This is a genomic window from Pseudomonas sp. PDM05 (assembly GCF_014851685.1).
Lineage (GTDB): Bacteria > Pseudomonadota > Gammaproteobacteria > Pseudomonadales > Pseudomonadaceae > Aquipseudomonas.
Window position 1 is genome coordinate 23,835 of the sequence record NZ_JACVAC010000020.1, and the last position, 26,021, is coordinate 49,855.

22 protein-coding genes and 1 pseudogene are annotated in these 26,021 nt (G+C 64.1%); 9 read left to right on the plus strand and 14 right to left on the minus strand.

What is annotated here, in order from left to right:
• The first annotated feature begins 97 nt into the window (after positions 1 to 97).
• The 5 genes from IB241_RS25590 to IB241_RS25610 all read left to right on the plus strand — a co-directional run bounded on the left by IB241_RS25590 (position 98) and on the right by IB241_RS25610 (position 4,423).
• A complete protein-coding gene (locus IB241_RS25590) occupies positions 98 to 913 on the plus strand; it encodes a helix-turn-helix domain-containing protein (RefSeq protein WP_192300964.1) in 816 nt (271 codons plus the stop codon).
• Positions 914 to 1,068: 155 nt separating this feature from the next.
• Positions 1,069 to 1,815, plus strand: a complete 747-nt coding sequence (locus IB241_RS25595; RefSeq protein WP_192300965.1) for a response regulator — start codon at positions 1,069 to 1,071, stop codon at positions 1,813 to 1,815.
• Positions 1,812 to 2,888: an ATP-binding protein gene (locus tag IB241_RS25600; RefSeq protein ID WP_192300966.1), complete on the plus strand. Its 1,077-nt coding sequence runs from the start codon at positions 1,812 to 1,814 to the stop codon at positions 2,886 to 2,888. The genes IB241_RS25595 and IB241_RS25600 overlap by 4 nt, the downstream gene beginning before the upstream one ends.
• A 249-nt stretch (positions 2,889 to 3,137) precedes the next feature.
• Positions 3,138 to 3,530 carry a hypothetical protein gene (locus tag IB241_RS25605; protein ID WP_192300967.1) on the plus strand — a complete coding sequence of 131 codons (393 nt, stop codon included), beginning with the start codon at positions 3,138 to 3,140 and terminating at the stop codon, positions 3,528 to 3,530.
• Positions 3,503 to 4,423, plus strand: coding sequence for an ABC transporter six-transmembrane domain-containing protein (locus IB241_RS25610; RefSeq protein WP_192300968.1), 921 nt, complete (start codon positions 3,503 to 3,505; stop codon positions 4,421 to 4,423). The genes IB241_RS25605 and IB241_RS25610 overlap by 28 nt, the downstream gene beginning before the upstream one ends.
• An 18-nt stretch (positions 4,424 to 4,441) precedes the next feature.
• Here IB241_RS25610 and IB241_RS25615 read toward each other — a convergent pair whose 3' ends face one another.
• From IB241_RS25615 to IB241_RS25655, 9 genes are read right to left on the minus strand one after another with little or no spacing between them, the layout of a single operon-like run.
• The gene (locus tag IB241_RS25615; RefSeq protein WP_192300969.1) at positions 4,442 to 5,383 is read right to left on the minus strand and encodes a helix-turn-helix domain-containing protein; all 942 of its coding nucleotides are present in this window, start codon (positions 5,381 to 5,383) and stop codon (positions 4,442 to 4,444) included.
• A gap of 43 nt (positions 5,384 to 5,426) precedes the next feature.
• A complete protein-coding gene (locus IB241_RS25620; RefSeq protein ID WP_192300970.1) occupies positions 5,427 to 6,206 on the minus strand; it encodes a 2-keto-4-pentenoate hydratase in 780 nt (259 codons plus the stop codon).
• Positions 6,203 to 7,810, minus strand: coding sequence for a bifunctional 3-(3-hydroxy-phenyl)propionate/3-hydroxycinnamic acid hydroxylase (locus tag IB241_RS25625; protein ID WP_192300971.1), 1,608 nt, complete (start codon positions 7,808 to 7,810; stop codon positions 6,203 to 6,205). The genes IB241_RS25620 and IB241_RS25625 overlap by 4 nt, the downstream gene beginning before the upstream one ends.
• Before the next feature lie 60 nt (positions 7,811 to 7,870).
• Positions 7,871 to 8,473 (minus strand): amino acid synthesis family protein, encoded by a 603-nt coding sequence (locus tag IB241_RS25630; RefSeq protein WP_192300972.1) that lies wholly within the window; start codon positions 8,471 to 8,473, stop codon positions 7,871 to 7,873.
• Between the two features lie 10 nt (positions 8,474 to 8,483).
• Positions 8,484 to 8,942 carry a VOC family protein gene (locus tag IB241_RS25635; RefSeq protein WP_192300973.1) on the minus strand — a complete coding sequence of 153 codons (459 nt, stop codon included), beginning with the start codon at positions 8,940 to 8,942 and terminating at the stop codon, positions 8,484 to 8,486.
• An 11-nt stretch (positions 8,943 to 8,953) separates the two neighbouring features.
• Positions 8,954 to 9,994 (minus strand): WD40/YVTN/BNR-like repeat-containing protein, encoded by a 1,041-nt coding sequence (locus tag IB241_RS25640; RefSeq protein WP_192300974.1) that lies wholly within the window; start codon positions 9,992 to 9,994, stop codon positions 8,954 to 8,956.
• Between the two features lie 12 nt (positions 9,995 to 10,006).
• On the minus strand, positions 10,007 to 10,801 hold the full coding sequence (locus IB241_RS25645) for an SDR family NAD(P)-dependent oxidoreductase (RefSeq protein WP_192300975.1): 795 nt from the start codon (positions 10,799 to 10,801) through the stop codon (positions 10,007 to 10,009).
• A gap of 27 nt (positions 10,802 to 10,828) precedes the next feature.
• Positions 10,829 to 12,319, minus strand: a complete 1,491-nt coding sequence (locus IB241_RS25650) for an aldehyde dehydrogenase family protein (protein WP_192300976.1) — start codon at positions 12,317 to 12,319, stop codon at positions 10,829 to 10,831.
• An 11-nt stretch (positions 12,320 to 12,330) separates the two neighbouring features.
• Positions 12,331 to 13,872 (minus strand): acetolactate synthase large subunit, encoded by a 1,542-nt coding sequence (locus IB241_RS25655; protein WP_192300977.1) that lies wholly within the window; start codon positions 13,870 to 13,872, stop codon positions 12,331 to 12,333.
• 209 nt (positions 13,873 to 14,081) lie between these two features.
• Here IB241_RS25655 and IB241_RS25660 point away from each other — a divergent pair, with 209 nt between their 5' ends.
• Positions 14,082 to 14,840, plus strand: coding sequence for an IclR family transcriptional regulator (locus IB241_RS25660; protein ID WP_192300978.1), 759 nt, complete (start codon positions 14,082 to 14,084; stop codon positions 14,838 to 14,840).
• Between the two features lie 5 nt (positions 14,841 to 14,845).
• On the opposite strand, the gene IB241_RS25665 is transcribed toward IB241_RS25660, so the two are convergent.
• The 4 genes from IB241_RS25665 to IB241_RS25680 form a co-directional block, all read right to left on the minus strand.
• Complete coding sequence (locus IB241_RS25665; RefSeq protein ID WP_192300979.1) at positions 14,846 to 16,159, minus strand: alginate export family protein; 1,314 nt, start codon at positions 16,157 to 16,159, stop codon at positions 14,846 to 14,848.
• 90 nt (positions 16,160 to 16,249) lie between these two features.
• Positions 16,250 to 17,599, minus strand: coding sequence for an aminotransferase class III-fold pyridoxal phosphate-dependent enzyme (locus IB241_RS25670; protein ID WP_192300980.1), 1,350 nt, complete (start codon positions 17,597 to 17,599; stop codon positions 16,250 to 16,252).
• 11 nt (positions 17,600 to 17,610) lie between these two features.
• Entirely contained in the window at positions 17,611 to 19,032 is a 1,422-nt protein-coding gene (locus IB241_RS25675) for an aldehyde dehydrogenase family protein (RefSeq protein WP_192300981.1), read from the minus strand.
• Positions 19,033 to 19,110: 78 nt separating this feature from the next.
• Complete coding sequence (locus IB241_RS25680; protein WP_192300982.1) at positions 19,111 to 20,559, minus strand: APC family permease; 1,449 nt, start codon at positions 20,557 to 20,559, stop codon at positions 19,111 to 19,113.
• A 265-nt stretch (positions 20,560 to 20,824) separates the two neighbouring features.
• On the opposite strand from IB241_RS25680, the pseudogene IB241_RS28055 reads away from it, so the two are divergent.
• From IB241_RS28055 to IB241_RS25690, 3 genes and pseudogenes are all read left to right on the plus strand, one after another.
• Positions 20,825 to 22,018: pseudogene (locus tag IB241_RS28055) on the plus strand (HAMP domain-containing protein); the annotation flags it as partial.
• Positions 22,019 to 22,120: 102 nt separating this feature from the next.
• Complete coding sequence (locus IB241_RS28060) at positions 22,121 to 22,876, plus strand: methyl-accepting chemotaxis protein (protein ID WP_412547886.1); 756 nt, start codon at positions 22,121 to 22,123, stop codon at positions 22,874 to 22,876.
• 77 nt (positions 22,877 to 22,953) lie between these two features.
• The gene (locus IB241_RS25690) at positions 22,954 to 24,447 is read left to right on the plus strand and encodes an MFS transporter (protein ID WP_192300984.1); all 1,494 of its coding nucleotides are present in this window, start codon (positions 22,954 to 22,956) and stop codon (positions 24,445 to 24,447) included.
• On the opposite strand, the gene IB241_RS25695 is transcribed toward IB241_RS25690, so the two are convergent.
• Positions 24,444 to 25,892, minus strand: coding sequence for an APC family permease (locus tag IB241_RS25695; protein WP_192300985.1), 1,449 nt, complete (start codon positions 25,890 to 25,892; stop codon positions 24,444 to 24,446). The two genes, IB241_RS25690 and IB241_RS25695, sit on opposite strands and share 4 nt — an antisense overlap.
• Positions 25,893 to 26,021: the final 129 nt, after the last annotated feature.

The following is a 26,021-nucleotide window of genomic DNA, read 5'->3' on the forward strand; positions in this document are numbered from 1 at the left end:
TTGTAAATTTCGGACACGCCAGGGCCCGTGTCACCGCAGTAGTTGGCGCGAATCATGCGTGATAAATCCCGCCTCGCAGCCTATCGACAGTGCACACATGACTCCGACTCCACGGCACCACACGGCAAACGAACAGCCCTGGTTCGTCCTCAACTCCTCACGGTATTCGGTGATGCCTTCCGAACACCCGGCGATCTCGCATTTCTATGCCTTCGATGTGGCGCAAACCACCGAGGTGTTGGCGGTGCCGGATGGTTGCGTGGACATTGTCTTCGACTGCGACGCCACCCGCCCCAGCGCCAAGATTTGCGGCACGCCACTGGCGGCCCAGGCCGTCGAGTTGAACCAGAACCACCACTACTTCGGCGTGCGCTTTGCCCCCGGCGTCATCCCCGGTTTCATCAATGTGCTGGCTGAAGAGTTGACCGAGCGCGAACTCGATCTGCTGGAGGTCTCGCGGTTTGCCCGGCGCATCTTCGACAACATCGTGCAGGCCCCGCAGCTGGGCGAACAGATGCGCCTGTTCAACGACTACCTGGCCCCCCAGTTGATGGGGCGCACGTCGCCGCTGACGCGCATGGTCATTCAGCAAGCCTTGCGTCATCGCGGGGCGATCCGCATCAGGCAACTCGAAGACCTCAGCGGCTACACCAGCCGCACCCTGCACCGCCAGTTCAGCCAGGACACCGGCCTGTCGCCCAAGGCGTTCTGCCGGATCATCCGCTGCCAGGCCGCGCTTGAAACCCTCAACACCCAGCCCGATGTATCGTTCTGCGAACTGGCCCTGGACCTGGGTTTTTCCGATCAGTCGCACTTCCTGCGCGACTTCAAGAAACTGGTCAGCACCACGCCCTGCGACTACCAGCGCCAAATGCTGCAGAACGCCTACACCGACCGCATCAGCTACGCCTGATCACGCGCCAACAAAATAAATTCGCGTCTCCATCGTTTCTCCACAAAACCTCCCATGAAAGCGCACGCTCGGGGTACACACTGGCCTTCGTTGCCCTTGGATGATTCGTCATACTGCGACGATCCCAGTGCACCTGACCCAGACCCGAGCCTGCCATGACTGAATCGCCGCTTGCACCGACACCCCAGGACTCCACCGGCAAACACCAGGCCTTGGTGCTGATCGCCGAAGACGAGCCGGAAATTGCCGACATCCTCGCCGCCTACCTCAAGCGCAGTGGCTTCCAGACCGCCCATGCGCTAGACGGGCGCCGTGCCCTGGAACTGCACCAGACACTCAAGCCCGACCTGGTGCTGCTCGATGTACTGATGCCGCAGCTGGATGGCTGGATGGTCCTCGCCGAGATCCGCCACCGCGGCAACACCCCAGTGATCATGCTCACCGCGCAAGACCAGGACATGGACAAACTGCTGGGCCTGCGCATCGGTGCCGACGACTACATCGTCAAGCCGTTCAACCCGGCGGAAGTGGTCGCCAGGACCCAGGCCGTGCTGCGCCGCAGCATCGATCACGGCTACGGCAACGGCCAGCGCGTGCTGCGTGTGCAGGCATTTGAAATCGACATCGACAACCATGCCGTCAACGTGCAGGTCGGTGCCGACAAGCACCCGCTGCACCTGACCGTCACGGAGTTCCGCCTGTTGGCGCAACTGGCCAAGGCGCCCAAGCGCGTGTTCAGCCGCGCCGAACTGCTGGCCCTGTGCGCCCCCGAGAGCGACAGCCTGGAGCGCACGGTCGACAGCCACATCAGCAAGTTGCGGCGAAAAATCGAAGACCTCGGCGTGCAGGGCGTACCCACCAGCATCCGTGGCGTCGGCTACCGATTCGGGAGCCACACATGAAGGTCGTCAACGGGTTGAGCCGGCAGATCATTGTGTCGATGTCGGCCGTGGTGCTGTGCGTGATTGCCCTCGCGGTGGTTGGCTCCTACGTGTTCTACGCGGTGCTGTGGACGTTCTGGCCGCCGTCGGACCTTGACGTCGATGAGTGGCTGCCCACCGGCATGGAATGGGCATGGATGGGCTTGATCACCTGCATCAGCCTGGCAGTGGGTGCCGTGGTCGCGATCAAGCTGTCCCGGCGCATTCTCATGCCCTTGAACTCCGTCGCCGCCAGCCTGCGCCGCCTGGCCGACGGCGACCTCGATGCGCGGGCCGTTGCGCCCGACCTTTCATTGGGAGAGACCGCCGTGTTGGTGGATGACTTCAACAGTATGGCCAAGCGCCTGCAACGCATGGCTGAAGAACAGTCGTTCTGGAACGCCGCCATCGCCCACGAATTGCGCACCCCGCTGACCATCTTGCGTGGCCGCTTGCAGGGCCTGGCCGAAGGCGTGTTCGAGCCGGACAAGGCCCAGTTCTACAGCTTGCTCACCCAGGTCGAGGGCCTGACGCGCCTGATCGAAGACCTGCGTGTGGTCGGCCTGGCGGACAACGGCTACCTGGAAGTGCACATCCAGCACGCCGACCTGGCCGAGGAAATCGAGGCCGACGCGCAACTGTTCGAGCCCGGCCTGAACGCCAGTGGCTTTACCCTGCACCTGGACCTGCTCAAGCACCCCGTGCACTGCGACCCGGCGCGCATCCGCCAGGCCTTGCTGGCCCTGCTCGACAACCTGCGGCGGCATGCCACGCCCGGCAACGTCATCGTGCGCCTGGACAGCAGGGAGGGCCTCAACACCTTGAGTGTCGCCGACGAAGGCCCGGGAATCGATGAAGCCTTCGTCGCGCACATTTTCGACCCGTTCCAGCGCGGCGAAAGTTCTCGCTCGCGCGCCCAGGGTGGCAGCGGGCTGGGGCTGGCCGTGGTGCGTGCGATTGCCCTGGCCCATGGCGGCAGCGTGACCTGCCGCAACCTGGCGAGCGGCGGCACGTTGTTCGAACTGAGCTGGCCCGACCATCCCACCGACCTCTGAACTCAACCGGCCCAGGTGAAGGCATGCGCCTCTCTATGTTTGGTTTCTATAGAGCCACACCCTATCGCCACTTTGCCTTGCTGGACACACACGGACGCTGTATCGCTTTCAAGAGCTGCGAAGGGATGCCACAGAACGGCAAGTGGGTACAAGTCAACGAAGTCAAGCTCGCCTGGTTGAACCGGGCGTTGCCTGCGGGCGCCTTGACTACGCCAACCGACCCTTGTGATTCACACGCGGATTGCACCTATGCCCCTCAACTATCGCAGTCGAAACCTGATTGACCTGGCCCAACTCGAAGACTCGGTAAAGTTCTACAGCGCCAGGCTCAGAAAGTTGCAGCGCTTCTGGATCCCCCTGCAAAAACAGGCGCCGCGCCTGGTGATGGTGCTGTGGGTGCTTGGGGTGAGCGCGTCGCTGTTCACCCAGTCCTATGCCCACTGGCTGTTCACCGCACCGGCGATCTGCCTGTTGATCGTCCTCGAGATCGTCATCGACGAAATGCAGATCGACCTGCTGCTGATGACCGAGGAAGCCCGTTATCTGCTCGACATCACTCGCGGTCTGTATACCGACTCATTGCGTCCCCCCACTGCGCTGCACACAGGTGCCCCATGCCCTCCGCCACGCCACAAAGAGTGATCGAGCACAGCCACAACATCGGTCAACAATCCGCCAGTCAAACCCTCAAGGCCATCGCCAGGGCCTACCCCGGCAAGTTGTTTGCCACCTTGTCGCTGGTGGCGTTGGAGAACGCGCTGCTGCTTGCCTACCCACTGTTCGCCGGGTTCGCCGTGGACGCGATTATCCGTGGCGATACCGCCAACGCGCTGTTCTATGCCCTGGTGGTGCTGGGGTTCTGGGTGGTGGGCGCGGCCCGGCGGGCTCTGGACACCCGCACCTTTACACGTATCTATGCCGACCTCGCGGTGCCGGTGATCCTCAACCAGCGCCTGCAACGCCACAGCACTTCCAAGGCCGCGGCGCGGGTGGTGCTGGCGCGGGACTTCGTGGACTTTTTCGAGAAGCACGTGCCGATCATGGCCACCGCGCTGGTGTCCATCATCGGCGCGGCGGCGATGCTGCTGGTGATCGAACCGTGGGTCGGCCTGGGCTGCCTGTTGGCCCTGGGGCTGTGCCTTACCGTGCTGCCCGGCTTCGCCCGGCGCAACGAGCAACTGCACGAGCGCCTGAACAACCGCCTGGAGAAGGAAATCAGCCTGGTGGAACAGGTCGGCGCCCACACCCTGCGCCGCCACTACCGGGTACTGTCGCGCTTGCGTATCGGGCTGTCGGACCGCGAGGCCATCGCCTTCCTGACCATCGGGGTACTCGCGGCGTTGCTGTTTGTGCTCGCCATCACCCAACTCGCCCTGTCACCTGCGGTCAAGGCCGGGCACATCTACGCGGTGATGACGTATTTATGGACGTTTGTCAGTTGCCTGGATGAGGCCCCAGGCATGGTCGACCAGTTGGCCAGGCTCAAGGACATCGGCAAGCGCGTTGACCCCGGGCTGGGCAGCACCACTCACTGAGCCCGCGCTACACCGCCTTCAACGCGGCGCCCGCTGGGTTTCCGAGGGCGACTCGCCAAACAGCTCGCGGTAATGGGTAGCGAAATGGCTCAGGTGAAAAAACCCCATCGCCACCGCAACTTCGCCGACGTTCTGCGTGCATGCCGACGTGGTGATCAAGCGCCGGCGCACCGCATTCAGGCGCAGGTTGCGCAGGTATTCGACAGGGCGCATGCCGGTCACCGCCTGAAAACTGTTCTGCAAGGTCCGGCGACTCACCCGCAGGTGTTCGCACAGGTCAAGAATGCTCAGGGGCGTGTCACCGCTGGCGTCGATCAGGTCCTGGCAGCGTTTGACCAGATAGGCACTCACGGTGACATTGCCACGTCGGCAGCGCACCTCATCGGTGGCGTTGCTGAACAGATCGAGAAAAGCGTTGAGCAGCGCGTCCTCCAGCATTTTTTCGGCGATGGGACTGATGGCGTCGGACTGTTCCACAAGGTGACGAAACAGCGGCTGGATGCGCTGGCGGATGCGCGCCAGCAACGCATCATCCACACTCAGCTGCGAGGTGGTCTTCAGCCGTTTGAGCTGCTCACTGGACAATTCGAAGGCCGCGAGCTTGGCGAAGCGCACCGTGTCGACATTGAACGCAAAAAAGTGCGTGCCCTCCGGCGCGTGCAGCACAAACTCCTCGGCGTCGCGCAACAGCACCACACTGTGGCTGCCCACTTGCTGCCCCTGCACCACCGGAGCACTGCCCAACGACATCGCCGCGCACAGCCGCCCTTTTGGCGCATAGCCACGCTGGACCACGCGCTTGTCCAGCACCTCCTGGAACACCTGGAAGCGGTCGGCGGACAACTGCCGCAGCTCACTGGTCAGGCAGCCACGGCCGAGCTGGTCGTACACCTGTCGCCAACCGTGGATCGAGCCGGCGTGTTGTTGAGGGTCATTGAAGGTTCGCGCTTCAGCAAGCATGGTCGTGGTTCCTCGGTGGCCCCGGCATGACGGCAACTGGTGTTCACACTGGGACGGTATCAACCGTGAAAACCAAAGCCAGTTCCGTGCCAAACATCCGCAAGCGGTACGTGGTCGGCTGGATCGCCATCGGCGCCAGCAACGCCCCGGACAGCACCACCTGCCCCGCCTCCACCGGTTGACCGTCAGCCAGCAGGCGGCGGATCAGCCAGCACAGGTTGACCAGCGGCGGGTCCTCGCGCTCGGCGGTATTGCCCTCGCCGCACAGCGCGCCGGCGCACTCCAGGCGATAGTCGACGCCGCTGTGTAGCAACGGATCAAACGGCGTGCGCGGCCCGATGCAATACAGCCCTGCCGCCGCGTTGTCGGCCAGGAATGCCCCGGCGCCGAACGCCCAGCCCTGCCAGCGGCAATCGGCGATCTCGAAGGCCGGCGCCACCGCGCCGATGGCGGCCAGGATGTCCTCGTCACGGTATTCACCGGGCGCCAGGCTGCGGCCCATGATGATCGCCACTTCAATCTCCAGCTTGGGCTGGATCAGCCGCGACAGGGCCACCGGTGTGCCGGGCGCGACGTGCATCGGCGTGGTCAGCGCGCCATACACCGGCTGGTCGAGGCCAAAGCGCTGTTGCGCGGCGCGGCCGGCGAAGGCGATTTTCCAGCCGCTCAGGCGCTCGCCGGCTTCCTGGCGTGCCTCCAGGCCCAGGCGTTGCAGCGCGTAGCCGGAATACACGTCCAGCGCATCCGCCGGCAGCGCTGGCAAGGCCTGCGCGCTATGCGTGGCCTGGTGCAAGCGGTTGAGCAATTCGTTGTTGCCATTCATGAGAGTTGCTCCGCCAGCTTGCGCAGCACGCCGTCGAGCCGCTCGGGGGTGGTAATGGCGGCGACAAACCGATCCGGTCGCACCACCACAATGCAATCGCGCACCCTGGAGAACCATTCGCCCAGGCGGTTATCCACGTCTTCCACACTGATAGCCGCTGCGGCCGTCAACGGCTGGCCGCGCCCCAGGCCGCTGCGCGAACGGTTGACCTGGATAAACCGCGTATCCCAGCGCGCCCAATACGCGGCCATTTCGCCACTGAGATGCGCGTGTGGGTTGACCCGGTAACCGAGCACCGCATACGAGTTGCCCAGCACATCGTCCAGGCGTCGGCGCTGGCCGTGGGCATCTTCGATATGCGGCTGCACAAACAGTTGGCCAACCAGATCGTCCTCGCGCAATTCGGCACGTTCGTGATGCACCAGGCCCTTGGTGATGGTTGCCTTGGGTTTGAACTTGAACTCCAGCAAATGCGAGCGCAGGTTGTCGACGCTGTTCACTGCCTGGAACAACCAGTCGCGCACCCCGGCCATCAACGGATTGGTCAGGCCCAGCACCGCGCCCATGTTGTCGGCCAGGGCCACCAGTTCGGTCGCGTGCCCGCGGCGTTCCTGGTCGTAGCTGGCAAGAATCCCGTGGGCGGCGCGGCCCTGGAGGATCGCGGCGAGTTTCCAGGCCACGTTGGCCACGTCCCGCAGCCCGGAATTGAGGCCCTGGCCGGCCCACGGTGGCGAGATATGTGCGGCATCACCCACCAAGGCCACGCGGCCTTGGACAAACCGCGCCGCCACCCGCGAATGGTGGGTGTAGGCGCGGATGCGGATGATGTTGAGTGAGTCCACCGCATCGCCGATATGCCCACGGATCAGGTCGCGGATTGTGCGCTCTTCGCACATCTTCGCTTCGTCTTCGCCCTCCAGCAGCATGAACTCCCAGCGCCGCTGCTGGTACGGCAGGTAAATGCACACGAACGGCCGTTGCGGGTCGGCATGCAAGGCGGTATAGGGCGCATCCAGGGTGTCGTTGGCCGTGTCGACCACCACCCATTTGCGCGCATGGGTCAGCCCCAGCAGCTCGATGCCGAGCTTCTTGCGCACGGTGGAACGCCCGCCGTCGGCGCCGATCACGTAATCGGCACGCAGTTGATAGGTCTCGCCCTGGGCATCGCGCACCTGCAAGGTCACGCCTTCGCCGTCCTGCTCCAGTTCGAGCATTTCATGGCCTTGGCGCAACTCGACACTGGCGTGCTGGCCAAGGGTTTCGCGCAGCGTGCCTTCCAGCAACTGCTGCATGAAGATATTGCGCATCGGCCAACCGTAATGGGCGGTGCTCGGTTTGACCTCGGCGAAGCACACGCCGCGTGCGTTGTAATAACGCAGCGGCACATCGCAGATCATGTCGCGTGCGGCCAGTTCGGCGATGCCGATGCCTTGCAGTACGCGCAGGGCCTCGTCATCCATGCCGACCGCGCGCGGGTACGGCAAGATGCAGTCGGCGAGTTCAAGGACGACGCAGTCGACACCGTACATCCCCATATAGTGTGCGGCTGTGATCCCGTTGGGGCCGCCGCCGACAATGACAACTTGGGTCTTCTCCTGCTTCATCGCTTATCACCGCTTTCTTGTTGTGGTTTTAATCTGCGCCGCCGAAGCCGCACGCGTGTATCAGTGCAGCCCATCCAGCCCTTTGACCTCGTCGGCCTGCAAGCCGCCCAGGCGTGCATGCAAACGCCCGCGAGTGGCGAACGCCCAGATGATAATCACCTCGTCTGGCGCCGGGCCGTCACCAAACATCAGCGACATGCTGTCGTAGTGGGAGCGCACATACAGGGCATCCTTGTGTGCCAGCGGTACATCAATGGTGGAACCCGGCCCACCGCGCTTGCCGGTAGACGGCACCCACGACTTGCCTCCGCCCAGCGCCACGCGCACCGGGTCGGCCGCCGGGTTGGTGAGGAACGCGTTGCCATGTTCGTACTCGCCCTGGCTGCCCACCAGGCAGGCCTTGCCGTAGCTGACGATGTCGTGCTGGCCGGCCAGCGCCTGGATACGGCGGCCGAACTCTTCGCCCAACAGCGGCGACGGCTCCACCAGCTCGGCCAGCGACTCGCTGTAGCGCCCGGCATAGGGGTTGGCGATCACCGCCGCGACGGCGTACTTGAACAACGGCTCGCCATCGGCCAACTGGCCGGTTTCATTGGCCAGGGTTTCTTCGACAAAGCTGTACCATTTGCGGATGTGATAGGTGGCGAAATTCGCAGTTTTCATCGGGGTTGCCTCACAAGGGGTCGAGTGGGTCGAGTTTGAAATGTCGGCTGGGCGCGCCTGCTTCCTTGAACCGCGCCTTGCCACGCGCATCGTCGTGTTCGGTCTCCAGGAAAAACTCCATGCGGTTGCCGTCCGGGTCGTTGAAGTACACGCCATGGCCGATTTCATGGTCGGTGATTTTCACCACCTCCACGCCCTTGCCCAGCAACATGCCGTACAGCTGGCGCAAGGTGGTCATGTCTCCGGCGATTTCCAGGCCGTAGTGCTGCAACCCCATGCCGCCCTGGTGGGCACCGGGGTCGGCACGGATCAACGCAATGTCGTGATGCTTGGTGCCAAACGCCATCATCACCCAGCTTTCGCCACGGGCACTTTCGTGCATGCCCAGGATGTCGGCGTACCAGCGGGCCGACACGTCAGGGTCACTGACCCACAGCGATAAGTGCGTACGAAGGATGTCGACTTTCATCGCGGGCCACCTCAGCTTTTCTTGACGATGGATTGATGCCCGGCCTTGATCTGCGCCACGGCAGGCGTCCACAGCACATCGGCGATTTCGCTGAAATCGCGCCACTGCTTCTGCCAGCCTTCACCGCCATTTTCCGAGGTAAACAAATGCCCGTACTTGGTGCCCGCGACGATCTGCCGTGGGTTGGCCGGGTTGATGGCGATCGCCCACACGCAGGAATTCGGTTGCTGCGGCAGCGGCAGCACTTCCCAGCTGAGCGCGGCATCGCGGGACACCAGGATTTTGCTGGTGGTGCCCGGCGTACCATCGGAAATGCTCAGGTACAGATCGCTTTGCGTGCCCAGCGGCGCGTTCATGGCGCGGATGTAATACAGGCCGAAGGCTTCACGGCCGATAATGCCGGTCCAGGTCAGGCCCTCATCGAGGCTGCGGTAGACCGCGTTGACGCACACCACCACGATGACTTTCTGGCCATCGTTGGGCAGCACCAGGATATTGTGTACGTCCGAGTTGTAGTCCCACAGCAAGCGGTCATCGACGCGGGTCCAGCTGTCGCCGCCGTCGCGGGAGTGGAACAGGCCACCCTCTTCCAGGCCGAACCACAGCTGGTTGCGGTCGGTCGGGTCGTAGGCGAAGGCCAGCAAGCGCGGGCGGCTGACACCGTCGCAGAACTCGGGGATTTCCACCGGCGCGCGGTCCCAGGTCAGGCCACCGTCGAGGGTGCGCCACAACACCGCGCGCGACGGTGCGCCGGTGCCGACGAAAATCCGCTGGGCGTCCTGCGGATCGACCGCGACTTTCCACACCGTCTGCCCGTTGAACGGCGAGTTGATGCGCTGCCAGCGGCCGCCGGTGTCGTAGCTGACACACAGGCCCACATCCGTACCGGCGTAGATCACCTCGGGGGTGTCCGGGTGCATGCTCAACGAGCGGGTGATTGCGTCGAACTCCAGGTCCTGCCCCAGGCCGAGGCGATGCCAGGTCCGGCCATCGTCGGCGCTGCGGATCACCGCCTGCCCGACAGTTGCCACCAAAAGGGTTCCGTTACTCATCGCTGATGCTCCTCAGATGAAGATGCCGCGGGTCAGGCCGCCGTCGATGCCAATGGATTCGCCGGTGACCGCACCGGCCTTGGGGGATGCCAGGAAACCGATCAGCCAGCCCATTTCAATCGGTGCCAGGGTGCGCCGGATCGGCGTGGCGTCGATGTAGCCCTGCTCCACCTCGGCCGGGGTCTTGCCTTGCTTGACCCCTTCACGCTCGTACAGCTCCTGGATGTGCGGGGTATCCACCACGCCTGGGTGAATCAGGTTGACCGTGATACCCGACGGGCCGAGTTGGTCAGACAGGGTCTTGGTCATGTGCGCGATGGCCAGGTTGCGCATGCCCGACAGCACTTTGCTGCCGCGCCCGGTCAGGCCGCCGATGTTGATGATGCGTCCGAAACCACCGGCTTTCATGTGCGGGGTCACGGCCTTGGCGCAGCGGAAGTAGCCGATCACCTTGGTGTTGAGGTCCGACAGCAGTTCGTCGTCGCCGGCATGTTCGATGTCATTGCGCACCACACCGGACGGTGCTGCCGCGCCGTTGACCAGGATGTCGATACGGCCGAAGTGCTTGTAGGCGGCCTCGACCATCTCCGACACGGCCGACATGTCGTTGGTGTCGCAGAACAACGGCAGCACTTCATTGCCGGTCTGCGCGGTGATTTCCTCGGCCGCCAGTTGCAGGAACGCCATGCGCCGCGCGCAGATCACCACCTTGCACCCTTCCTCGGAGAGAAACCGTGCGACTTCCTTGCCGATGCCCATACCACCACCCGTGACGATGGCCACGCGGCCTTTCAATTCCAGATCCATAGCAACTACCTCGTGTGATTATTCAGTTCAGGTCAGATCGACAAACACGCTTTTGGTCTCGGTGTAGGCATCGATCACGTTCTTACCCATTTCCCGGCCCCAGCCGGATTGCTTGTAGCCGCCGAACGGCGAGGCCGCGTCGACCACGTTCCAGCAGTTGATCCACACCGAGCCGGCCTTGAGTTGCGCCGCCACCCGGTGTGCCGAGCGCAGGTCGCGGGTCCACAGGCCTGCGGCGAGGCCGTAGGGCGAGTCGTTGGCGCGTACCACCAGCTCGTCGATTTCGTTCCAGCTCATCACCGTCAGCACCGGGCCGAAGATCTCTTCGCGGGCGACACAGGCACCCTCGGCACGATCGAGGAACACGCTGGGGGCGATGAAGTGGCCACGCTCCAGATGCGCCGGGCGTCCGCCGCCACAGATCAGCTCGGCGCCTTCTTCCTGGCCCCGTTGCAGGTAGCCCTTGACCGTATTCAATTGGCGCCCGGACACCAGCGGGCCCATGCTGCTGGCCGGGTCCAGGCCGTTGCCGAGCACGTGGGCGGCGGCATGTTTTTGCAGTTCTTCAAGGACTTGATCCAGCACGCTGGCGTGCACGTACAAACGCGACGCAGCGGTGCACACCTGGCCCTGGTTGTAGAAAATCCCGTCGGCGGCGCCTTTGGCGGCGCGCACGATGTCGGCGTCGGGCAGGATGATGTTTGGCGACTTGCCGCCCAGTTCCAGCGAGACTTTTTTCATGTTGCGCGTGGCCGCCTGGGCGATCAGCCGCCCGACCTGGGTCGAGCCGGTAAAGGCGATCTTGTCGACATCGGGGTGTTCGGCCAGCGGTGCGCCGGTCTCCGCGCCCAGGCCGGTGACCAGGTTGACCACACCGGCGGGGAACCCCGCCTGCTCGATCAACTGCACCAGACGGATCGCCACCAGCGGCGTCTGCTCGGCAGGCTTGAGCACCGCCACGCACCCGGTGGCCAGCGCCGGGCCGAGCTTCCACACGCACATGTTCAGCGGGAAATTCCACGGCACGATCAGCGCGCAGACCCCCACCGGCTCACGCAAGGTGTAGTTGAGCATCGGCGCACCACTGGCCGGTGACACCGGCAACGTGCTGCCTTCGATCTTGGTCGGCCAGCCGGCGAAGTAACGCAGGATGGTCGCGGCGCTGGCTGCTTCACCACGCGCGGCAGCGATGGGCTTGCCGTTTTCCAGGGTGATCAGTTGCGCCAGCTCTTCGCGGTGCTGGTCGAGCAGGTCCGCCAGGCGGAACAGCAACAGGCCGCGCTGGGCCGGTGACTGCAACGCCCAGGGGCCGGTGAAGGCCGCTCGTGCGGCAGCCACGGCGGCATCCACATCCCGCGCGCCGCCCTGGGCGACTTCGGTCAGGGTGTCTTCGGTCGCCGGGTTTTCCACCGCGAACCGGCGGCCATCGGCGGCGTCCTGCCAGGTGCCGCCGATAAACAAGCGACCCGGTTGCGACAAAAAGGCCTGGACGGCGGGCAATACTTCGAACGTTTTCATGGTCGATTCCTTCACAGCGCCATCTCGATCAGGCACGGGCCGCTGCTGGCAGTGGCGTTGGCCAGCGCGCGTTGCAGTTCGGCATTGGTTTGCACGGTGCAGGCCGGTACGCCGTAGCCTTTGGCCAGGGCTTTCCAGTCGATGCGCGGGCTGTCGAGCACGGTGAGCTTTAGCGCCTCCGGGCCCAGCTCGGTCATGCCGAAACGACGCAACTCGTTCTGCAAGATCGCGTAGCGATGGTTGGCGGCGATCAGGATCACCACCGGCAATTGCTCGCGGGCGATGCTCCACAGGGTTTGAATGGTGTACTGGGCACTGCCGTCCGATTGCAGGCAGTACACGCGGTTGCCGCGCTCGGCCAGGGCCGCGCCGAACCCCACCGGAATGCCCTGACCGATCGCGCCCCCCGTGTTGGTGAGCACCCGGTGCCGTGCGGCGCGAGCCGAAGCGGTGAAAAACGGGTAGCCGCAGGTACCGCCTTCCACCGAAACAATGCTGTCGTCCGGCAACGAGGCAGCCAGTACCTGGCCTACCGACTGCGGGGTGAGTTCGGCATGCCCCGGCGGCAGTTCGATGCCCTGTGGCGTCGGCACGTAGGCCGGTGCTTCGAGTGCATCGGCGAGCGCGGTCAATGCACCGGCCACGTCGTCGCCGACATCGGCCAACCCCAGCAGGCGCTCACGTTCGGCCAGGCGCGAGGGGATGCCTTCGTAGCCGAAATAGCTGATCGGTTCCGGCACACCGGCGCACACCACCAGGTCGTACTGTTCGAGGATTTCAATCGCCACTTCCGGGAAGTACGGCAGGCGATCCAGGTCCGGCAAGCCACCGCCACGGTAACTCAGGCGCGGAAAGGTCTCGGCAAACAGGCGCACACCCGGCAGTTGTGCCAGGCGCCCCGCCGCTTCCAGGCCCGCCACCGACAGCCCTTCGTCACCGACGATAAACACCAGGCGCAGCCCATCACGCAGGGCCTTGGCGACCGCTTCGATGCGATCGCCGGCAAACCGTCGCACCGGCGGGCGGATCGGCGCGAATACACCGCTGTGGGTCACGGCATGGGCTTGCAGGTCCATCGGCAAAATCAAGCTGGCGATCTGGCCTTTGGCCTGCCAGGCCGCGCGCATTGCTTCCTGCAGGTCATCGCCAATACCCGACGCGGTGCGCGAAGTGCGCACCCAGCCGGAGACGGCACCGGCCAGGGCCTGGATGTCACTGGCCAACGGCGGGTCGTAGTTGACGTGCCATGAAGCGTGGTCACCGATCACGTTGACGATGGGCGTGTTGGCCCGGCGGGCGTTGTGCAGGTTGGCGATGCCGTTGGCAAAGCCCGGGCCCAAGTGGGTCAGGGTCATCGCCGGTTTGCCGGCGATGCGGCCGTAGCCGTCCGCGGCCCCGGTGCAGACCCCTTCGAACAACGACAACACCGGCTTGAGTGCAGGTGCGCTGGCCATGGCCGCCACCAGGGGAATTTCGGTGGTTCCGGGGTTGGCGAAGCAGTACTCGATACCGCTTGCCGCTGCCGCATTCACTATCAGTTGCGCACCATTCATTTTCAGCCCTCTTGCTTGAGCGTTTGCAGTGATGAGATTTATCACACACAAATATTCAATCAACAAGCATTTTATTTGTGCTTATCTCATTTATTGAGACTTTTGAGGTTTTTAGGCGGCCAATAATCCGCCAAATATTGCGTTTTTCTCTCACTGCGGTAGTGTTGCGCCAGCCCGACGCAGCACGTCCCCCCTTTTCTAGGAACGAAATGAGTAGCCTGAGCAAATTGCTGAGTGTCCTGGACCTGTTCGGTCCACAGACGTTGAAGATCGACCCCGACACCATCGCCGAGCGCATGGGCCTGTCACGGGCAACGGTGTACCGCTACGTCAAGGATTTGTGTGACGCCGGCTTGCTGACCCGCGTGGACGCCGGCAGCTATGGCTTGGGCCCGCGGGTGATCGAGCTGGACTGGAAAATGCGCCAGTACGACCCGATCCTCGTCGCCGGTCGCGAGTTGATGCACGAGCTGTCCGCGCAGACCGGCCTGGCGGTGTTTGCCAGCGTGTTTTACGACGGGCGCATCATCAACACCTACATTGCCGAACCCACCGACACCTATCACTTTGCATTCGGACGCGGGCAGCCGTTGCCGTTCTTCCGGGGGGCGCAATCGAAGGTGTTGATCGCGTTCCAGAAAGGCCGCCGCCTGCAACGCCTGTTCGACGAGCACATGGCCAACGACCCCGCCAGCCCCTATGACTGGGCGGGGTTCAACAAGGCCGCGAAAAAGATCCGCAAGGACGGCTACTGCCTGACCCACGATGAACTCAACCTGGGCCTGACCGGGATCGCCGCGCCCATCATCCAGACCGACCTCGACGAAGTGGTCGGCAGCCTGTCGGCCGTCGGCAGCACGCAAAGCTTCAAGCTGCTGCGCCAGGAGACCGTGATCGAAATGGTCATGGACACCACCCGGCGCATCGCCGACAACATGCGCAACCCGCCCGCCACCCCGGCGGCCTGAGCGACTCAGAACGGCACGGCGACGGTCACCTGGCTGTACACGTTGGTGCCGTTGCTCCCCACCTGATTGCCGCCCGAGCTGGCGTCCTGTTGCGGTTTGTACAGGCCGACCAGCGGGGTGATGATCAGGTGCGGGTTCACCGCCCACTCGGCATACAGGTCCAGCTCGCGGGCGTTGAGGTTCAGTGCGTTGGCCTTGCGCACAGTATCGAAATCGAAGAACAGCGCGCCCAGGGTCAGGTTTTCCAGGGGGGTCGCCTTGAGGCCCAGGTGCTGTACGCGCGTGTTGCTGTTGAACGGCCCGCTGTAGTTACTGGCGACTTCGCCCTGCAACCAGGTGCCGTAGCCCTGGCTCAGGCCAGTGAACAGCGAATCCCACTTTTGTGAATAGCGCGCATAGCGGTAGGTCAGCTTGGGCGCCCAGGCCGTGTCGGCGAAGGTGTAGCCGGCTTCACCGTACCAGGCGTTTTGCGCCCCGGCGTCCTTGTCCTGCCAGGCATACTCGAACGCCAGGCTGACGTTGGGTATGCCTGCGTCGCCCTCACCGCGCAGGCTGTAGACATTCATGCCTTTGCGCTGGCGTTGAAAGTCGCTGGCCCACCGCTCGTTGACGTCGATGCCGTGGACCCAGGTCAACCCCAGCGTGCCCGGTTTGGCGGTGTACTCCAGGGTGCCGGCGGCCAGTTCGGTTTCGGCCTGGGCGCGGTTGTCGGACTTGAGCCAGAGCAGGCTGCCATGCACGCCCTCCTGCCCGCCGAGGCGCACAAATGCGGTCTGGTCGAACGCATGCCGCGCCGCCAGGTAAAACGCGCCACCCCGGTTCAGCTGGCCATCGGCGGGGCCCTTGCCCAGGTTCGGCCCGTCATCGTTGATCAGGAAACCGCGGCCCAGCTTGACTACCTGGCGCCCGGCGGAAATATCCACGCCATCCTTGCCCAGGGCCGGGAACAGATCCCCGGAACGCCAGCCGAGGTAGGCGTCTTCGATCTTGGTGGTGCGCTCGGTGCCCAGGGTGTTGCCAGCCGGGTCACCGTCGCCCCAGGTTGCGGAGCTGAGCAGCGCAAAGGCGCCATACGCCGTGCCATTGCCCGCCAGGGCCTGGTCGCCGCTCAGGCCGTATTTGATAAAACCTTCGCGCCAGGTCGAACCGCCGGACGTGCCGTCATAGTTCTTGCGACTGTTGAAGTGCCCGAACACGGCGGTCATGTCGGCGTTGAGATGCCGGCTTTCATCACTGTACAACTCATAGGCCTGGGCCTGGTTGAGGGCGCACAGCGCCAACGTGCACACAAGTACCGGACGACGCGATGGATAGCGCATGGCTGAAGCTCCTTGGGGGGCGCCTTTGATAGGCTGTCTCAGATAGGGATGTGACGTCGGTGCGGGCGGGCCGCACCGAATGCGCGGGAACTAGCCGCAGCGGGCGAATGCCGCTTCCAGCGCCGACACCATCAAGCCCGCCTCGTCGCGGGTGAGGGTCAATGGCGGCGAGAGGATGATCTTGTTGCCGATCGGCCGTACCAGCACTCCGGCACGGCGCGCCTCGTCGGCGATGCGTGACGGTTGGCCCGCGGCCGGGTCGAGGGGCTGGCGGGTACGTTTGTCGCTGACCAGGTCCAGGGCAATCATCAGGCCCTTGCCGCGCACCTCGCCCACCACCGCGTAGCGTTCAACCAGTGGCTGGAGTTGTTCCAGCAGCTGCGCCCCCACCTTGGCGGCGTTACCGGGCAGGTCTTCGGCTTCGACGATATCCAGCACCGCCAGCGCCGCCGCACACGCGGTCGGGTGCCCGCTGTAGGTGTAGCCGTGCATGATCATGTGGCTGAAACCCTGGCCGTTCTCGATGGCATCGGCGATGCGCTGGTTGAACAGCGTGGCGCCCAGCGGGATGTAACCGGCGGTGATGCCCTTGGCCAGGCACAGGATGTCCGGCGCCACGCCCCAGCCGCGACTGCCGAGCATGCAGCCCGAGCGCCCGAAGCCGGTGACCACTTCGTCGGCAATCAACAGAATGCCGTGGCGGTCGCACACCTCGCGCAAACGCGGCCAATAGTCGGACGGTGGCACGATCACCCCGCCCGCCCCTTGCACTGGCTCGGCGATCAACGCCGCAATGGTCTGGGCGCCGAGCAACGCGATCTGCTCTTCCAACTGGTGGATGCAGTGCGCGGTCAGCGCTTGGGGATCGCGGCAATCCCAGGGGTTGCGATACAGCCAGGGCGTGTCGAGCAAGTGGCAACCGGCGAGGAGTTGGCCGTGGTTGTAGTGGTACACCCCATTGCCGCCCACCGAGGTGCCGCCCATGTGCACGCCGTGATAGCCGTTGCGCAGGGACAGGAAGCGCGTACGCCCGGGCTCGCCGCTGGCGATCCAGTATTGCCGGGCCATTTTCAGCGCGGTCTCGACCGCATCGGAACCACCGGAACTGAACAACACCCGCGCCATGCGCTCCTGGGCGAACATGCCGGTCAGCCGTTCGGCCAGGTCAAACACCCGAGGGTGGGCAATGCCGTCGAAGGTCTGGTAATACGCCAGCTCATCCAACTGTGCGGCAATCGCCGCCTTCACACTGGCGCGGTTGTGCCCGATGTTGACGTTCCACAGCCCGCCCACGCCGTCGAGCATGCGCTGGCCGTCGATGTCGGTGATGTAGTTGCCGTCGCCCCGGGCGATGACCAGGGTTTTGTCACGGTGCGGCGCGGCGCTGGAGCCCATGGGGTGCCAGAATTTTTTCTCGGCGTTCTTGTATTTCTCGTACATGCTCATGTTCCTTATTCAGCCTCGCGCTTGCGGACAAACAGCAGTTGTTGTCCGGTGAATTCCAGCAGCCCTTCCAGGCCGAACTCGACGCCAAACCCGGACATCTTGCTGCCGCCAAACGGTGTATTCGGTTGGATCTGGGCGTGGCAGTTGACCCACGCCACACCGCTTTCCAGGCGGCTGGCCAAGGCCTCGGCCTGCGCGACATCCGGCCCCCACACTGAGCCGCCGAGGCCCATGTCGCCCGCATTGGCGCGTTGCAGCACGTCCTCGACATCGCGGTAGGCGATCAAGGGCAATACCGGGCCGAATTGTTCTTCATCCACCAGGCGCTGGCCGTCGGTAACGTCCGCGACCAAGGTCGGCGGATAGAAGTAGCCGGCATGATCCAGGCGCGCGCCACCACACAGCACCCGGCCACCCTGCGCCCGTGCGTCGGCGACCAGCGCTTGCACCAGTTGCAGTTGTTCCAGGTTCTGTACCGGGCCGAAGGTCACGCCTGCGTCGAGGCCATCGCCCACCACCTGGCGCGCGGCAATTTGCGTCAGCGCCTCGCAAAACGCTGCGTATTGCGATTCGTGGATATACAGGCGCTTGAGCGCGGCGCAGGTCTGGCCCATGTTGAGAAAGGCCGCCTGGAAAATTGCCTCGGCCACCGCGTCCACCGGGGTGCCGGGCAACACGATGGCAGCGTCGTTGCCGCCCAGTTCCAGGGTCAGGCGCTTGAGGTTGCCTGCCGCGCCACGCATCACGCTTTGCCCGGTGGCGGTGGAACCGGTAAACACGATTTTCTGGATGCCGGTGTGGGAAGTGATCGCGCTGCCAAAGCCTTGCTCGCCGGTCACGCAATTGATCACGCCGTTTGGCACATGGCGGGCGATGATGTCCACCAGGCCCAGGGTGCTCAGCGGAGTCAGGCTCGACGGCTTGCTGATCACGCAGTTGCCCGCCCGCAGCGCCGGCATGATGTGCCATACGGCGATCATGAACGGCCAGTTCCACGGTGTGATCGAGGCCACCACGCCCAAGGGCTTGCGGTGCAGCTCGATGCGTTGCGTCGGGGTTTCCTCGACCAACTCCACGGCGATTTCCTGCCCGGCCGCGTAGCGGGTCCAGGCGGCGGCGCCCATGACTTCGGAGAACGCCAGCTCCAGCGGCTTGCCTTGCTCTTGCACGATCAGCCGGGCCAGGGCGTCGGCTGCCTGCTCGATGTCGGTGGCGATGGCGAGCAAGCGCTGGCAACGGTCGGCGTGGCTGCTGTGGCGCCAGGTCTTGAACGCGGCGTGCGCGGCGTCGACGGCCTGGTCGAGTTGCGCCAGCGAGCCCGCCGGGCATTGGGCGAACACCTTGCCGGTGGCGGGGTTGATCACATCGAAGCGACCCTGTTCACCCGCCACTGGCAGCCCATTGATATGCATCGTGTAGTTTTGCATTGGAAACCTTCCTTTCACACACTGACGGGCCGCGCCAACTGGCGGCGGCCCGGTTTTGCCTAGGTAATCGGGTGCGGCTTAAAGCTTGTGGCTGCCCAGCGCGTGGAAACGCGATGGCGAGCTTTTGCGCAGGCGGGCGGCGAGATAGACCCCGATGATCAAAGCCACCGGAATGATCGCGCAGAGGCCGTAGGACAGGACTTTGCTGGCCCCGGTCAGCACGTCGAAGTGCACCACCGCCAGCACCAGCACCGACACCAGCGCCAGGCAGGAAAACCCCGGCAGGATGCGCCCACGCCACACGCCGACATTCAATTCGGGATGGCGCTGGAAGTACGCGCACACGGCCACCGAGGTCAGCGCCATCAGCAAGATCACGCACAGCGTGGCCAGGTTGGAGAACCAGGCGAACAGTTGCAGGATCGGGTCGGCGTCCATCGCCGCGAAAATCAGTACCACCACGGCGGCGATCAGGCTTTGCAACGCCGAGCCCATGTGCGGGCTCTGGTGCACGCGGTGGGTGGTGCCCAGCAGGCTGTGCAGCAAGCCGTCGCGGCCAATCGCGTAGAAGTAACGTGCGGCGGCGTTGTGGAAGGCCAACAGGCCAGCGTAGATGCTGATCATGAACAGCACACGGATCACCTGGGTCAGCTGCGGCCCGACAAAGTGGTCGGACATGCCGTAGATAAAGGTCGTCGGGTCTTGCAGGGACTGCAACAGCGGCACGATCTTGTCCGCACCGACGCCCACCACCATCGCCCACACCGACAACGCATAGAAGCCGCCGATCAACAGCACCGAACAGTAGGTGGCAATCGGGATGGTGCGTTGCGGGTTCTTGGCTTCCTCGCCGTAGATGGTCGTGGCTTCAAAGCCGATAAACGCCGCGAAGCAGAACAGCAGGCCGATGGACGGGGTGCCGCTGAACACATGGCTGCTAGTGAATGCATCGAGGTTGACGCCACTGTCACCGCCAGATTTGAGGATGGCGAAATCCAGGATCAGGATCGCCAGGTACTCGGCAATCACCACCACCGACAGCACCCGCGCCGACAGGTCGATCTTGCGATACCCCAGGATCGCCACGCTGGCCATCGCCAACAGCGAATAGGCCCACCACGGCAACTCCAGGCCGAACACACTGGCCATGGTGCCGCTGACCACCCCGCCGAACATGCCGTACAAGCCGACCTGGAGGATGTTGTAGGCAAACATCGCCAGCACCCCCGCCGCACCGCCGGCCAGGCCGCCGAGGCCACGGGAGGTAAAGGCGTAGAAACCACCGGCGTTGGTCAGGTGCTTGGACATGGTGGTGTAGCCCACCGAAAACGCCAGCAGCACCAGCAAGGCCAGGATCAGCAACGCCGGCGTACCGGCGCCGTTGCCAAGCATGATGCCAATGGGAAACCCGCCGGCAATCACACTCAGCGGGCTGGCCGCCGACACCACAAAGAAGATGATGAAGCCGACACCCAGGGCGCCACGCTTGAGCTCCGTGGAGCTGTTGACCGGAATAGAAACACTCATTTTGTTGACCTTATTGTATGAGGCAGTCGCTGTTGGGTTGGTCCGACCACACCGCATCGGCACCGGTTAGCTTGTTGTTTTGGTTGCACGCTGAATTTGATCCTATGCCCGCCCCAAACCCCTCGCTATCCCAAATCGGTAGCATCCGAACCCGCGCCCCAAAACAGGTCAAGCCGCCACCGCCAGCGCTTGCCGATTCGGGATAGCCGCTTATCCAGACGCCCCGCATGCTCGCGCCATCGTGCTCTCTTCAGGAACCTCAGCCATGCGTTCAACCCACCTCACCCTCCAATGGCGCATCACCCTATTGAGCGGGCTGTGCCTGCTGACCGTAGTCGGCGCGCTGATCGGTGCCGGCGTGTACCAGAATCAACAAAGCGCCAACCTGCTCAAGCAACAGAGCAGCCAGTTGCTGGGGCAAGCCGCCGTCGAGCGTTTGCAAGCCCAGGCCGTTGCCCAAGGCCTGCGCGTGGAGCGTTTTTTCAACGCAGCGGCGCTGTACAGCGAAGGCTTCGCCGAACAGGTCGTGCACCTGCGCGAGCAGGCACTCAAGGGTCGCCTCAGCGCTGCGCAATTGCGTGAAAGCCTGGTGGAGGTGACCCGCCAGGCGCTGTTCAAGCGCGCGGACGTGCTCGGCCTGTACGTGGTGCTGTTGCCCGGTGCACTGGCCGGTACCGACGCGGATTTCGTCGCGCAACCCGCCCTGGCCGGCAACGAAACCGGACGCTTTGCGCTGTACTGGTCGCAAAGCCAGCCGGGGCAACTGGTACAGGATGTGCTGAGCGAGGCGCAAATCACCGCCAACCATGCGCTGCCCGGCGCCGATCCGGATACCGACTGGTATCGCTGCCCCCAGACGCAACGGCGCACCTGCGTGGTCGAGCCCTACACCAGCCAGGTGGAGGGCCGTGACGTACTGATGAGCAGCATTTCCGTGCCGCTGATCGTCAATGGCCAGGTACTCGGCGTGCTCGGCCTGGACGTCAGCCTCGAGACCCTGCAAAAGCTTGCCGCCAACCTCGGCCAGGACCTGTACGCGGGGGCCGGCGAGGTGACGATCCTGTCACCCGCCAGTCAGGTGGCCGGGCGCGACGGTTCGGTCAGCGAGGCCGCCGTGGACGTGGGCCAGGCCCTGCAAACCGTGACGGGCAACCCGGCGTGGCAACTGCAGATCAAAGTACCGCAAGCTCTGGTGCAGGCGCCCGCGCGGCAAATGCAAAGCGAACTGGACAACAAGAACCGCGACGCCAATCGCTTCAATCTGGGCCTGGGCCTGCTGGCCAGCTGCCTGGGCATGCTGCTGATCTGGCTCGCGGCCTACGGCGTGACACGTCCGATATTGAAGGTGGCCAACCTGCTGGATGCGATTGCCGAGGGCGACGGCGACCTCACGCAACGCCTGCCCGCCGGGCGACGCGACGAACTGGGTCGACTCGCCAGTGGCTTCAACCGTTTCCTCGACAAGCTACAACCGATGATGCGCGCCATCCAAAATGCCGCCGTGGAGACCCGCAACCATGCCGACACCTCATCGGGCATTGCCCGCGAGGTCAGCACGGGCATGCAGCGCCAATACCGCGAAGTGGAATTGGCCGCGACCGCGCTGCATCAAATGAGCGCCAGTGCCCAGGAAGTGGCGCGCCATTCCCACAGCGCCGCGGACGCCGCCACCGCCGCCGAAAACGCCAGCCGAACCGGCCAGGCGGTATTCGCCACGGCCGAGCGCAGCATCGATAGCCTCGATCAGCGCCTGGACGGCACCCTCACGCAGGTCACCGCCCTCGCCGACAGCAGCACCCAGATTGGCCAAGTGCTCGATGTAATCAGCGCCATCGCCCAACAGACCAACCTGCTGGCGTTGAACGCGGCCATCGAAGCCGCCAGGGCCGGCGAGCAGGGCCGTGGTTTTGCAGTGGTGGCCGATGAGGTCAGGCACCTGGCGAGCAACACCCAGCGCTCGGTCGAACAGGTGCGCGCGGTGATCGAAACCTTGCAACAGCTCAGCCAGGAAGTGGTGCACAGCACCCAGGCGAGCCGCGAGCAGGCCGGCCACAGCGTGCTCCAGGTGCAACAGACCCGCTCGGCGCTGGAGGCGGTTTCCCAGGCCGTGGATGTGATTGAACAAATGAACCAGCAGATCGCCAGCGCGGCCCTGGAACAAAGCACGGTGGTGGAAGACATCAGCCATCGGGTCAGTGACATCCGTGGCATCAGCGAAACACTCAGCCACCAGATGAACGACGCCACGCGAGCCAGTGAATCGCTGCACGCCATGGCCAATCATCAACAGCAACTGGTTGGGCACTTTCGCGTGTAAACGGCACGGCGCCACGCGCGCCGAGCCTGAGTTACAGTAACCTGCCTGCAACGCTTCCCCTGCCTCCGAGTCCCCCCATGACACTTCCATTACGCTGGTTGATCCTGGCGATTATTTCCAGCGCCCTGCTGCTGATCGTCATTGACATGACTGTGCTGTATACCGCCCTGCCCACCCTGACCCGCGAGCTGAATGGCTCGCCGTCGCAGAAACTGTGGATCGTCAACATCTACGCGCTGATCGCCGCCGGGCTGCTGCTGGGCATGGGCACCCTGGGTGACCGCCTCGGCCACAAGCGCCTGTTTATCGGCGGGCTGGCGGTGTTTGGCGTGTTCTCGCTGGTTGCCGCATTTTCGCCAACCGCCAGCGTGCTGATCGGTGCGCGCGGCTTTCTGGCGGTCGGTGCCGCGATGATGATGCCGGCGACGCTGGCCATCGTGCGGATCACGTTCAGCGACCCACGGGAGCAGGCCATGGCATTCGGTGTGTGGGCCTCGGTGGCGTCTGGCGGCGCCGCGTTCGGGCCGGTGGTGGGCGGCCTGTTACTGGAGCATTTCTGGTGGGGCTCGGTGTTTTTGATCAATGTGCCGATCGTGCTGGTGGCGCTGGTCGTCGGCGTTCTACTGATCCCGAATCCGCCCGCAGATACGCAAAAACGGTGGGACTGGCTGGGCTCGTTACAGGTGATGATCGGTTTGATCAGCCTGGCCTATGCAATCAAGGAGCTCGGCAAGCGCGCCCCCGCCTACAACGGCATGCTGGTGGCGCTGGTCCTCGGTGCGCTGTTCCTGTGGTTGTTCGTACGGCGTCAACGCCGCGCCGCACAACCGATGCTCGACCTGAGCTTGTTCAGCACCGCCGGTTTCAGGAATGCGGTGATCGCAGCGGTGGTGTCGGCCGCCGCGCTGATCGGCATGGAGCTGGTGTTCAGTCAGCGCCTGCAACTGGTGCTCGGCCTGTCACCGTTGGAGGCTGCACTGTTTATCCTGCCATTACCCCTGGGTTCCTTCGTCTCCGGCCCCCTGGCCGGTTACTACCTGCCGCGCCTGGGGCACCAGCGCATGCTGTTCTGGACATTACTGCTGTCTTCTGCCGCGATGCTGGCGTACCTGTTGCTCTACACCGCGCCGGCGTACCTGCAACTCATCAGCCTTGGGGCCTTGGGTTTCACGATTGGCGCGGCGCTGACCGCTTCATCCAGCACCATCATGCTCAGCGTGCCCGCCGACAAGGCCGGCATGGCCGCATCCATCGAGGAAGTGTCGTTTGAGCTGGGCGGCGCGGTCGGTGTGACCCTGGCCGGCAGCCTGTTGTCGGCGATCTATGCGTATGCCGCGGGAGTGGCGATTCCGACGTGGCTGACCCGCGATCCCGTGGCATTCGACAGCCTGGACGATGCGCTGGTGGTCGCCGAAACGCTCGCGCCCGAAGGCCGTGCGATGCTGATTGCCTTTGCCCGCTCAGCGTTTGATGCCGGTTTTGTGCTGGTGTTGGCGGCATCGGCAGCGCTGCTGTTGGTTGCAGCACTGCTGGTCAAACTGAGCAAGCCGTCAGCCCCCGTCCAGCCTTAGAGCTTGTGGCTGCCCAGGGCCTGGAAGCGCTGCGGTGAACGCTTGCGCAGGCGAGTCGCGAGAAACACGCCGCCCAGCAGCGCCGCCGGAATAATCGCGCACAAGGCATAGGACAAGGCCACGCTGGCGCCCGTCAGCACATCGAAATGCACCACCGCCAGCACCAGCACCGCCAGCAGCGCCAGGCACGAGAACCCCGGGAAAATCCGCCCGCGCCACAGCCCGACCTTCAGCTCAGGGTGGCGCCGGAAAAACATCAGCACCGCAGCCGACGTGAGCGCCATCAGCAAGATCACGCACAACGTCGCCAGGTTGGACAGCCAGGCAAACAGTTGCAGGATCGGGTCGGCATCCATCGCCGCGAAAATCAACACCACCACCGCCGAGATCAGGCTTTGCAACGCCGAGCCCATGTGCGGGCTCTGGTGCACGCGGTGGGTGGTGCCCAGCAGACTGTGCAGCAAGCCGTCGCGGCCAATTGCGTAGAAGTAACGTGCGGCGGCGTTGTGGAAAGCCAACAGGCCAGCGTAGATGCTGACCATGAACAGCACGCGGATCACCTGGGTCAACTGCGGCCCGACAAAGTGATCGGACATGCCGTAGATAAAGGTCGTCGGGTCTTGCAAGGACTGCAACAGCGGCACGATCTTGTCCGCGCCGACGCCCACCACCATCGACCAGACCGACAACGCATAGAAGCCGCCGATCAACAGCACCGAACAATAGGTGGCAATCGGGATGGTGCGCTGCGGGTCCCTGGCTTCTTCGCCGTAGATCGTGGTGGCTTCAAAGCCGATAAACGCCGCGAAGCAGAACAGCAGGCCGATCGACGGCGTGCCGCTGAACACATGTGTGCTGTTGAACGCATCGAGGTTGATACCGCTGTCACCGCCGGATTTGAGGATGGCGAAATCCAGGATCAGGATCGCCAGGTACTCGGCGATCACCACCACCGACAGCACCCGTGCCGACAGGTCGATCTTGCGATACCCCAGGATCGCCACGCTGGCCATCGCCAGCAACGAATAGGCCCACCACGGCAGCGCCAGGCCGAACACACTGGCCATGGTGCCGCTGACCACCCCGCCGAACATGCCGTACAAGCCGACCTGGAGGATGTTGTAGGCAAACATCGCCAGCACCCCCGCCGCACCGCCGGCCAGGCCGCCGAGGCCCCGGGAGGTGAAGGCGTAGAAACCACCGGCATTGGTCACATGCCGGGACATGGTGGTGTAGCCCACCGAAAACGCCAGCAGCACCAGCAAGGCCAGGATCAGCAAGGCCGGCGTACCGGCGCCGTTGCCAAGCATGATGCCAATGGGAAACCCGCCGGCAATCACACTCAGCGGGCTGGCAGCCGACACTACAAAGAAGATGATGAAGCCGACACCCAGGGCGCCACGCTTGAGCTCCGTGGAGCGGTTGACCGGGAGAGGTACACTCATGTTGTTGACCTTATTGTATGAGGCAGTCGCTGGAGGATCGGCACAGTCAACCGCTCACCGTCACCGAAGGGTTCGTCGTTCTTGTCGCACGCTGGATTCGATCCTATGCCTGCTCACGAACGCCTCGGT

Coding starts and splice junctions, on each gene's coding strand:
- IB241_RS25675 (WP_192300981.1), bottom strand. CDS start 19,032: ATGCAAAACTACACGATGCATATCAATGGGCTGCCAGTGGCGGGTGAA.
- IB241_RS25695 (WP_192300985.1), bottom strand. CDS start 25,892: ATGAGTGTACCTCTCCCGGTCAACCGCTCCACGGAGCTCAAGCGTGGC.
- IB241_RS25595 (WP_192300965.1), top strand. CDS start 1,069: ATGACTGAATCGCCGCTTGCACCGACACCCCAGGACTCCACCGGCAAA.
- IB241_RS25655 (WP_192300977.1), bottom strand. CDS start 13,872: ATGAATGGTGCGCAACTGATAGTGAATGCGGCAGCGGCAAGCGGTATC.
- IB241_RS25600 (WP_192300966.1), top strand. CDS start 1,812: ATGAAGGTCGTCAACGGGTTGAGCCGGCAGATCATTGTGTCGATGTCG.
- IB241_RS25590 (WP_192300964.1), top strand. CDS start 98: ATGACTCCGACTCCACGGCACCACACGGCAAACGAACAGCCCTGGTTC.
- IB241_RS25650 (WP_192300976.1), bottom strand. CDS start 12,319: ATGAAAACGTTCGAAGTATTGCCCGCCGTCCAGGCCTTTTTGTCGCAA.
- IB241_RS25610 (WP_192300968.1), top strand. CDS start 3,503: ATGCCCTCCGCCACGCCACAAAGAGTGATCGAGCACAGCCACAACATC.
- IB241_RS25690 (WP_192300984.1), top strand. CDS start 22,954: ATGACACTTCCATTACGCTGGTTGATCCTGGCGATTATTTCCAGCGCC.
- IB241_RS25640 (WP_192300974.1), bottom strand. CDS start 9,994: ATGAGTAACGGAACCCTTTTGGTGGCAACTGTCGGGCAGGCGGTGATC.
- IB241_RS25660 (WP_192300978.1), top strand. CDS start 14,082: ATGAGTAGCCTGAGCAAATTGCTGAGTGTCCTGGACCTGTTCGGTCCA.
- IB241_RS28060 (WP_412547886.1), top strand. CDS start 22,121: ATGCAGCGCCAATACCGCGAAGTGGAATTGGCCGCGACCGCGCTGCAT.
- IB241_RS25630 (WP_192300972.1), bottom strand. CDS start 8,473: ATGAAAACTGCGAATTTCGCCACCTATCACATCCGCAAATGGTACAGC.
- IB241_RS25615 (WP_192300969.1), bottom strand. CDS start 5,383: ATGCTTGCTGAAGCGCGAACCTTCAATGACCCTCAACAACACGCCGGC.
- IB241_RS25620 (WP_192300970.1), bottom strand. CDS start 6,206: ATGAATGGCAACAACGAATTGCTCAACCGCTTGCACCAGGCCACGCAT.
- IB241_RS25635 (WP_192300973.1), bottom strand. CDS start 8,942: ATGAAAGTCGACATCCTTCGTACGCACTTATCGCTGTGGGTCAGTGAC.
- IB241_RS25665 (WP_192300979.1), bottom strand. CDS start 16,159: ATGCGCTATCCATCGCGTCGTCCGGTACTTGTGTGCACGTTGGCGCTG.
- IB241_RS25670 (WP_192300980.1), bottom strand. CDS start 17,599: ATGTACGAGAAATACAAGAACGCCGAGAAAAAATTCTGGCACCCCATG.
- IB241_RS25605 (WP_192300967.1), top strand. CDS start 3,138: ATGCCCCTCAACTATCGCAGTCGAAACCTGATTGACCTGGCCCAACTC.
- IB241_RS25645 (WP_192300975.1), bottom strand. CDS start 10,801: ATGGATCTGGAATTGAAAGGCCGCGTGGCCATCGTCACGGGTGGTGGT.
- IB241_RS25680 (WP_192300982.1), bottom strand. CDS start 20,559: ATGAGTGTTTCTATTCCGGTCAACAGCTCCACGGAGCTCAAGCGTGGC.
- IB241_RS25625 (WP_192300971.1), bottom strand. CDS start 7,810: ATGAAGCAGGAGAAGACCCAAGTTGTCATTGTCGGCGGCGGCCCCAAC.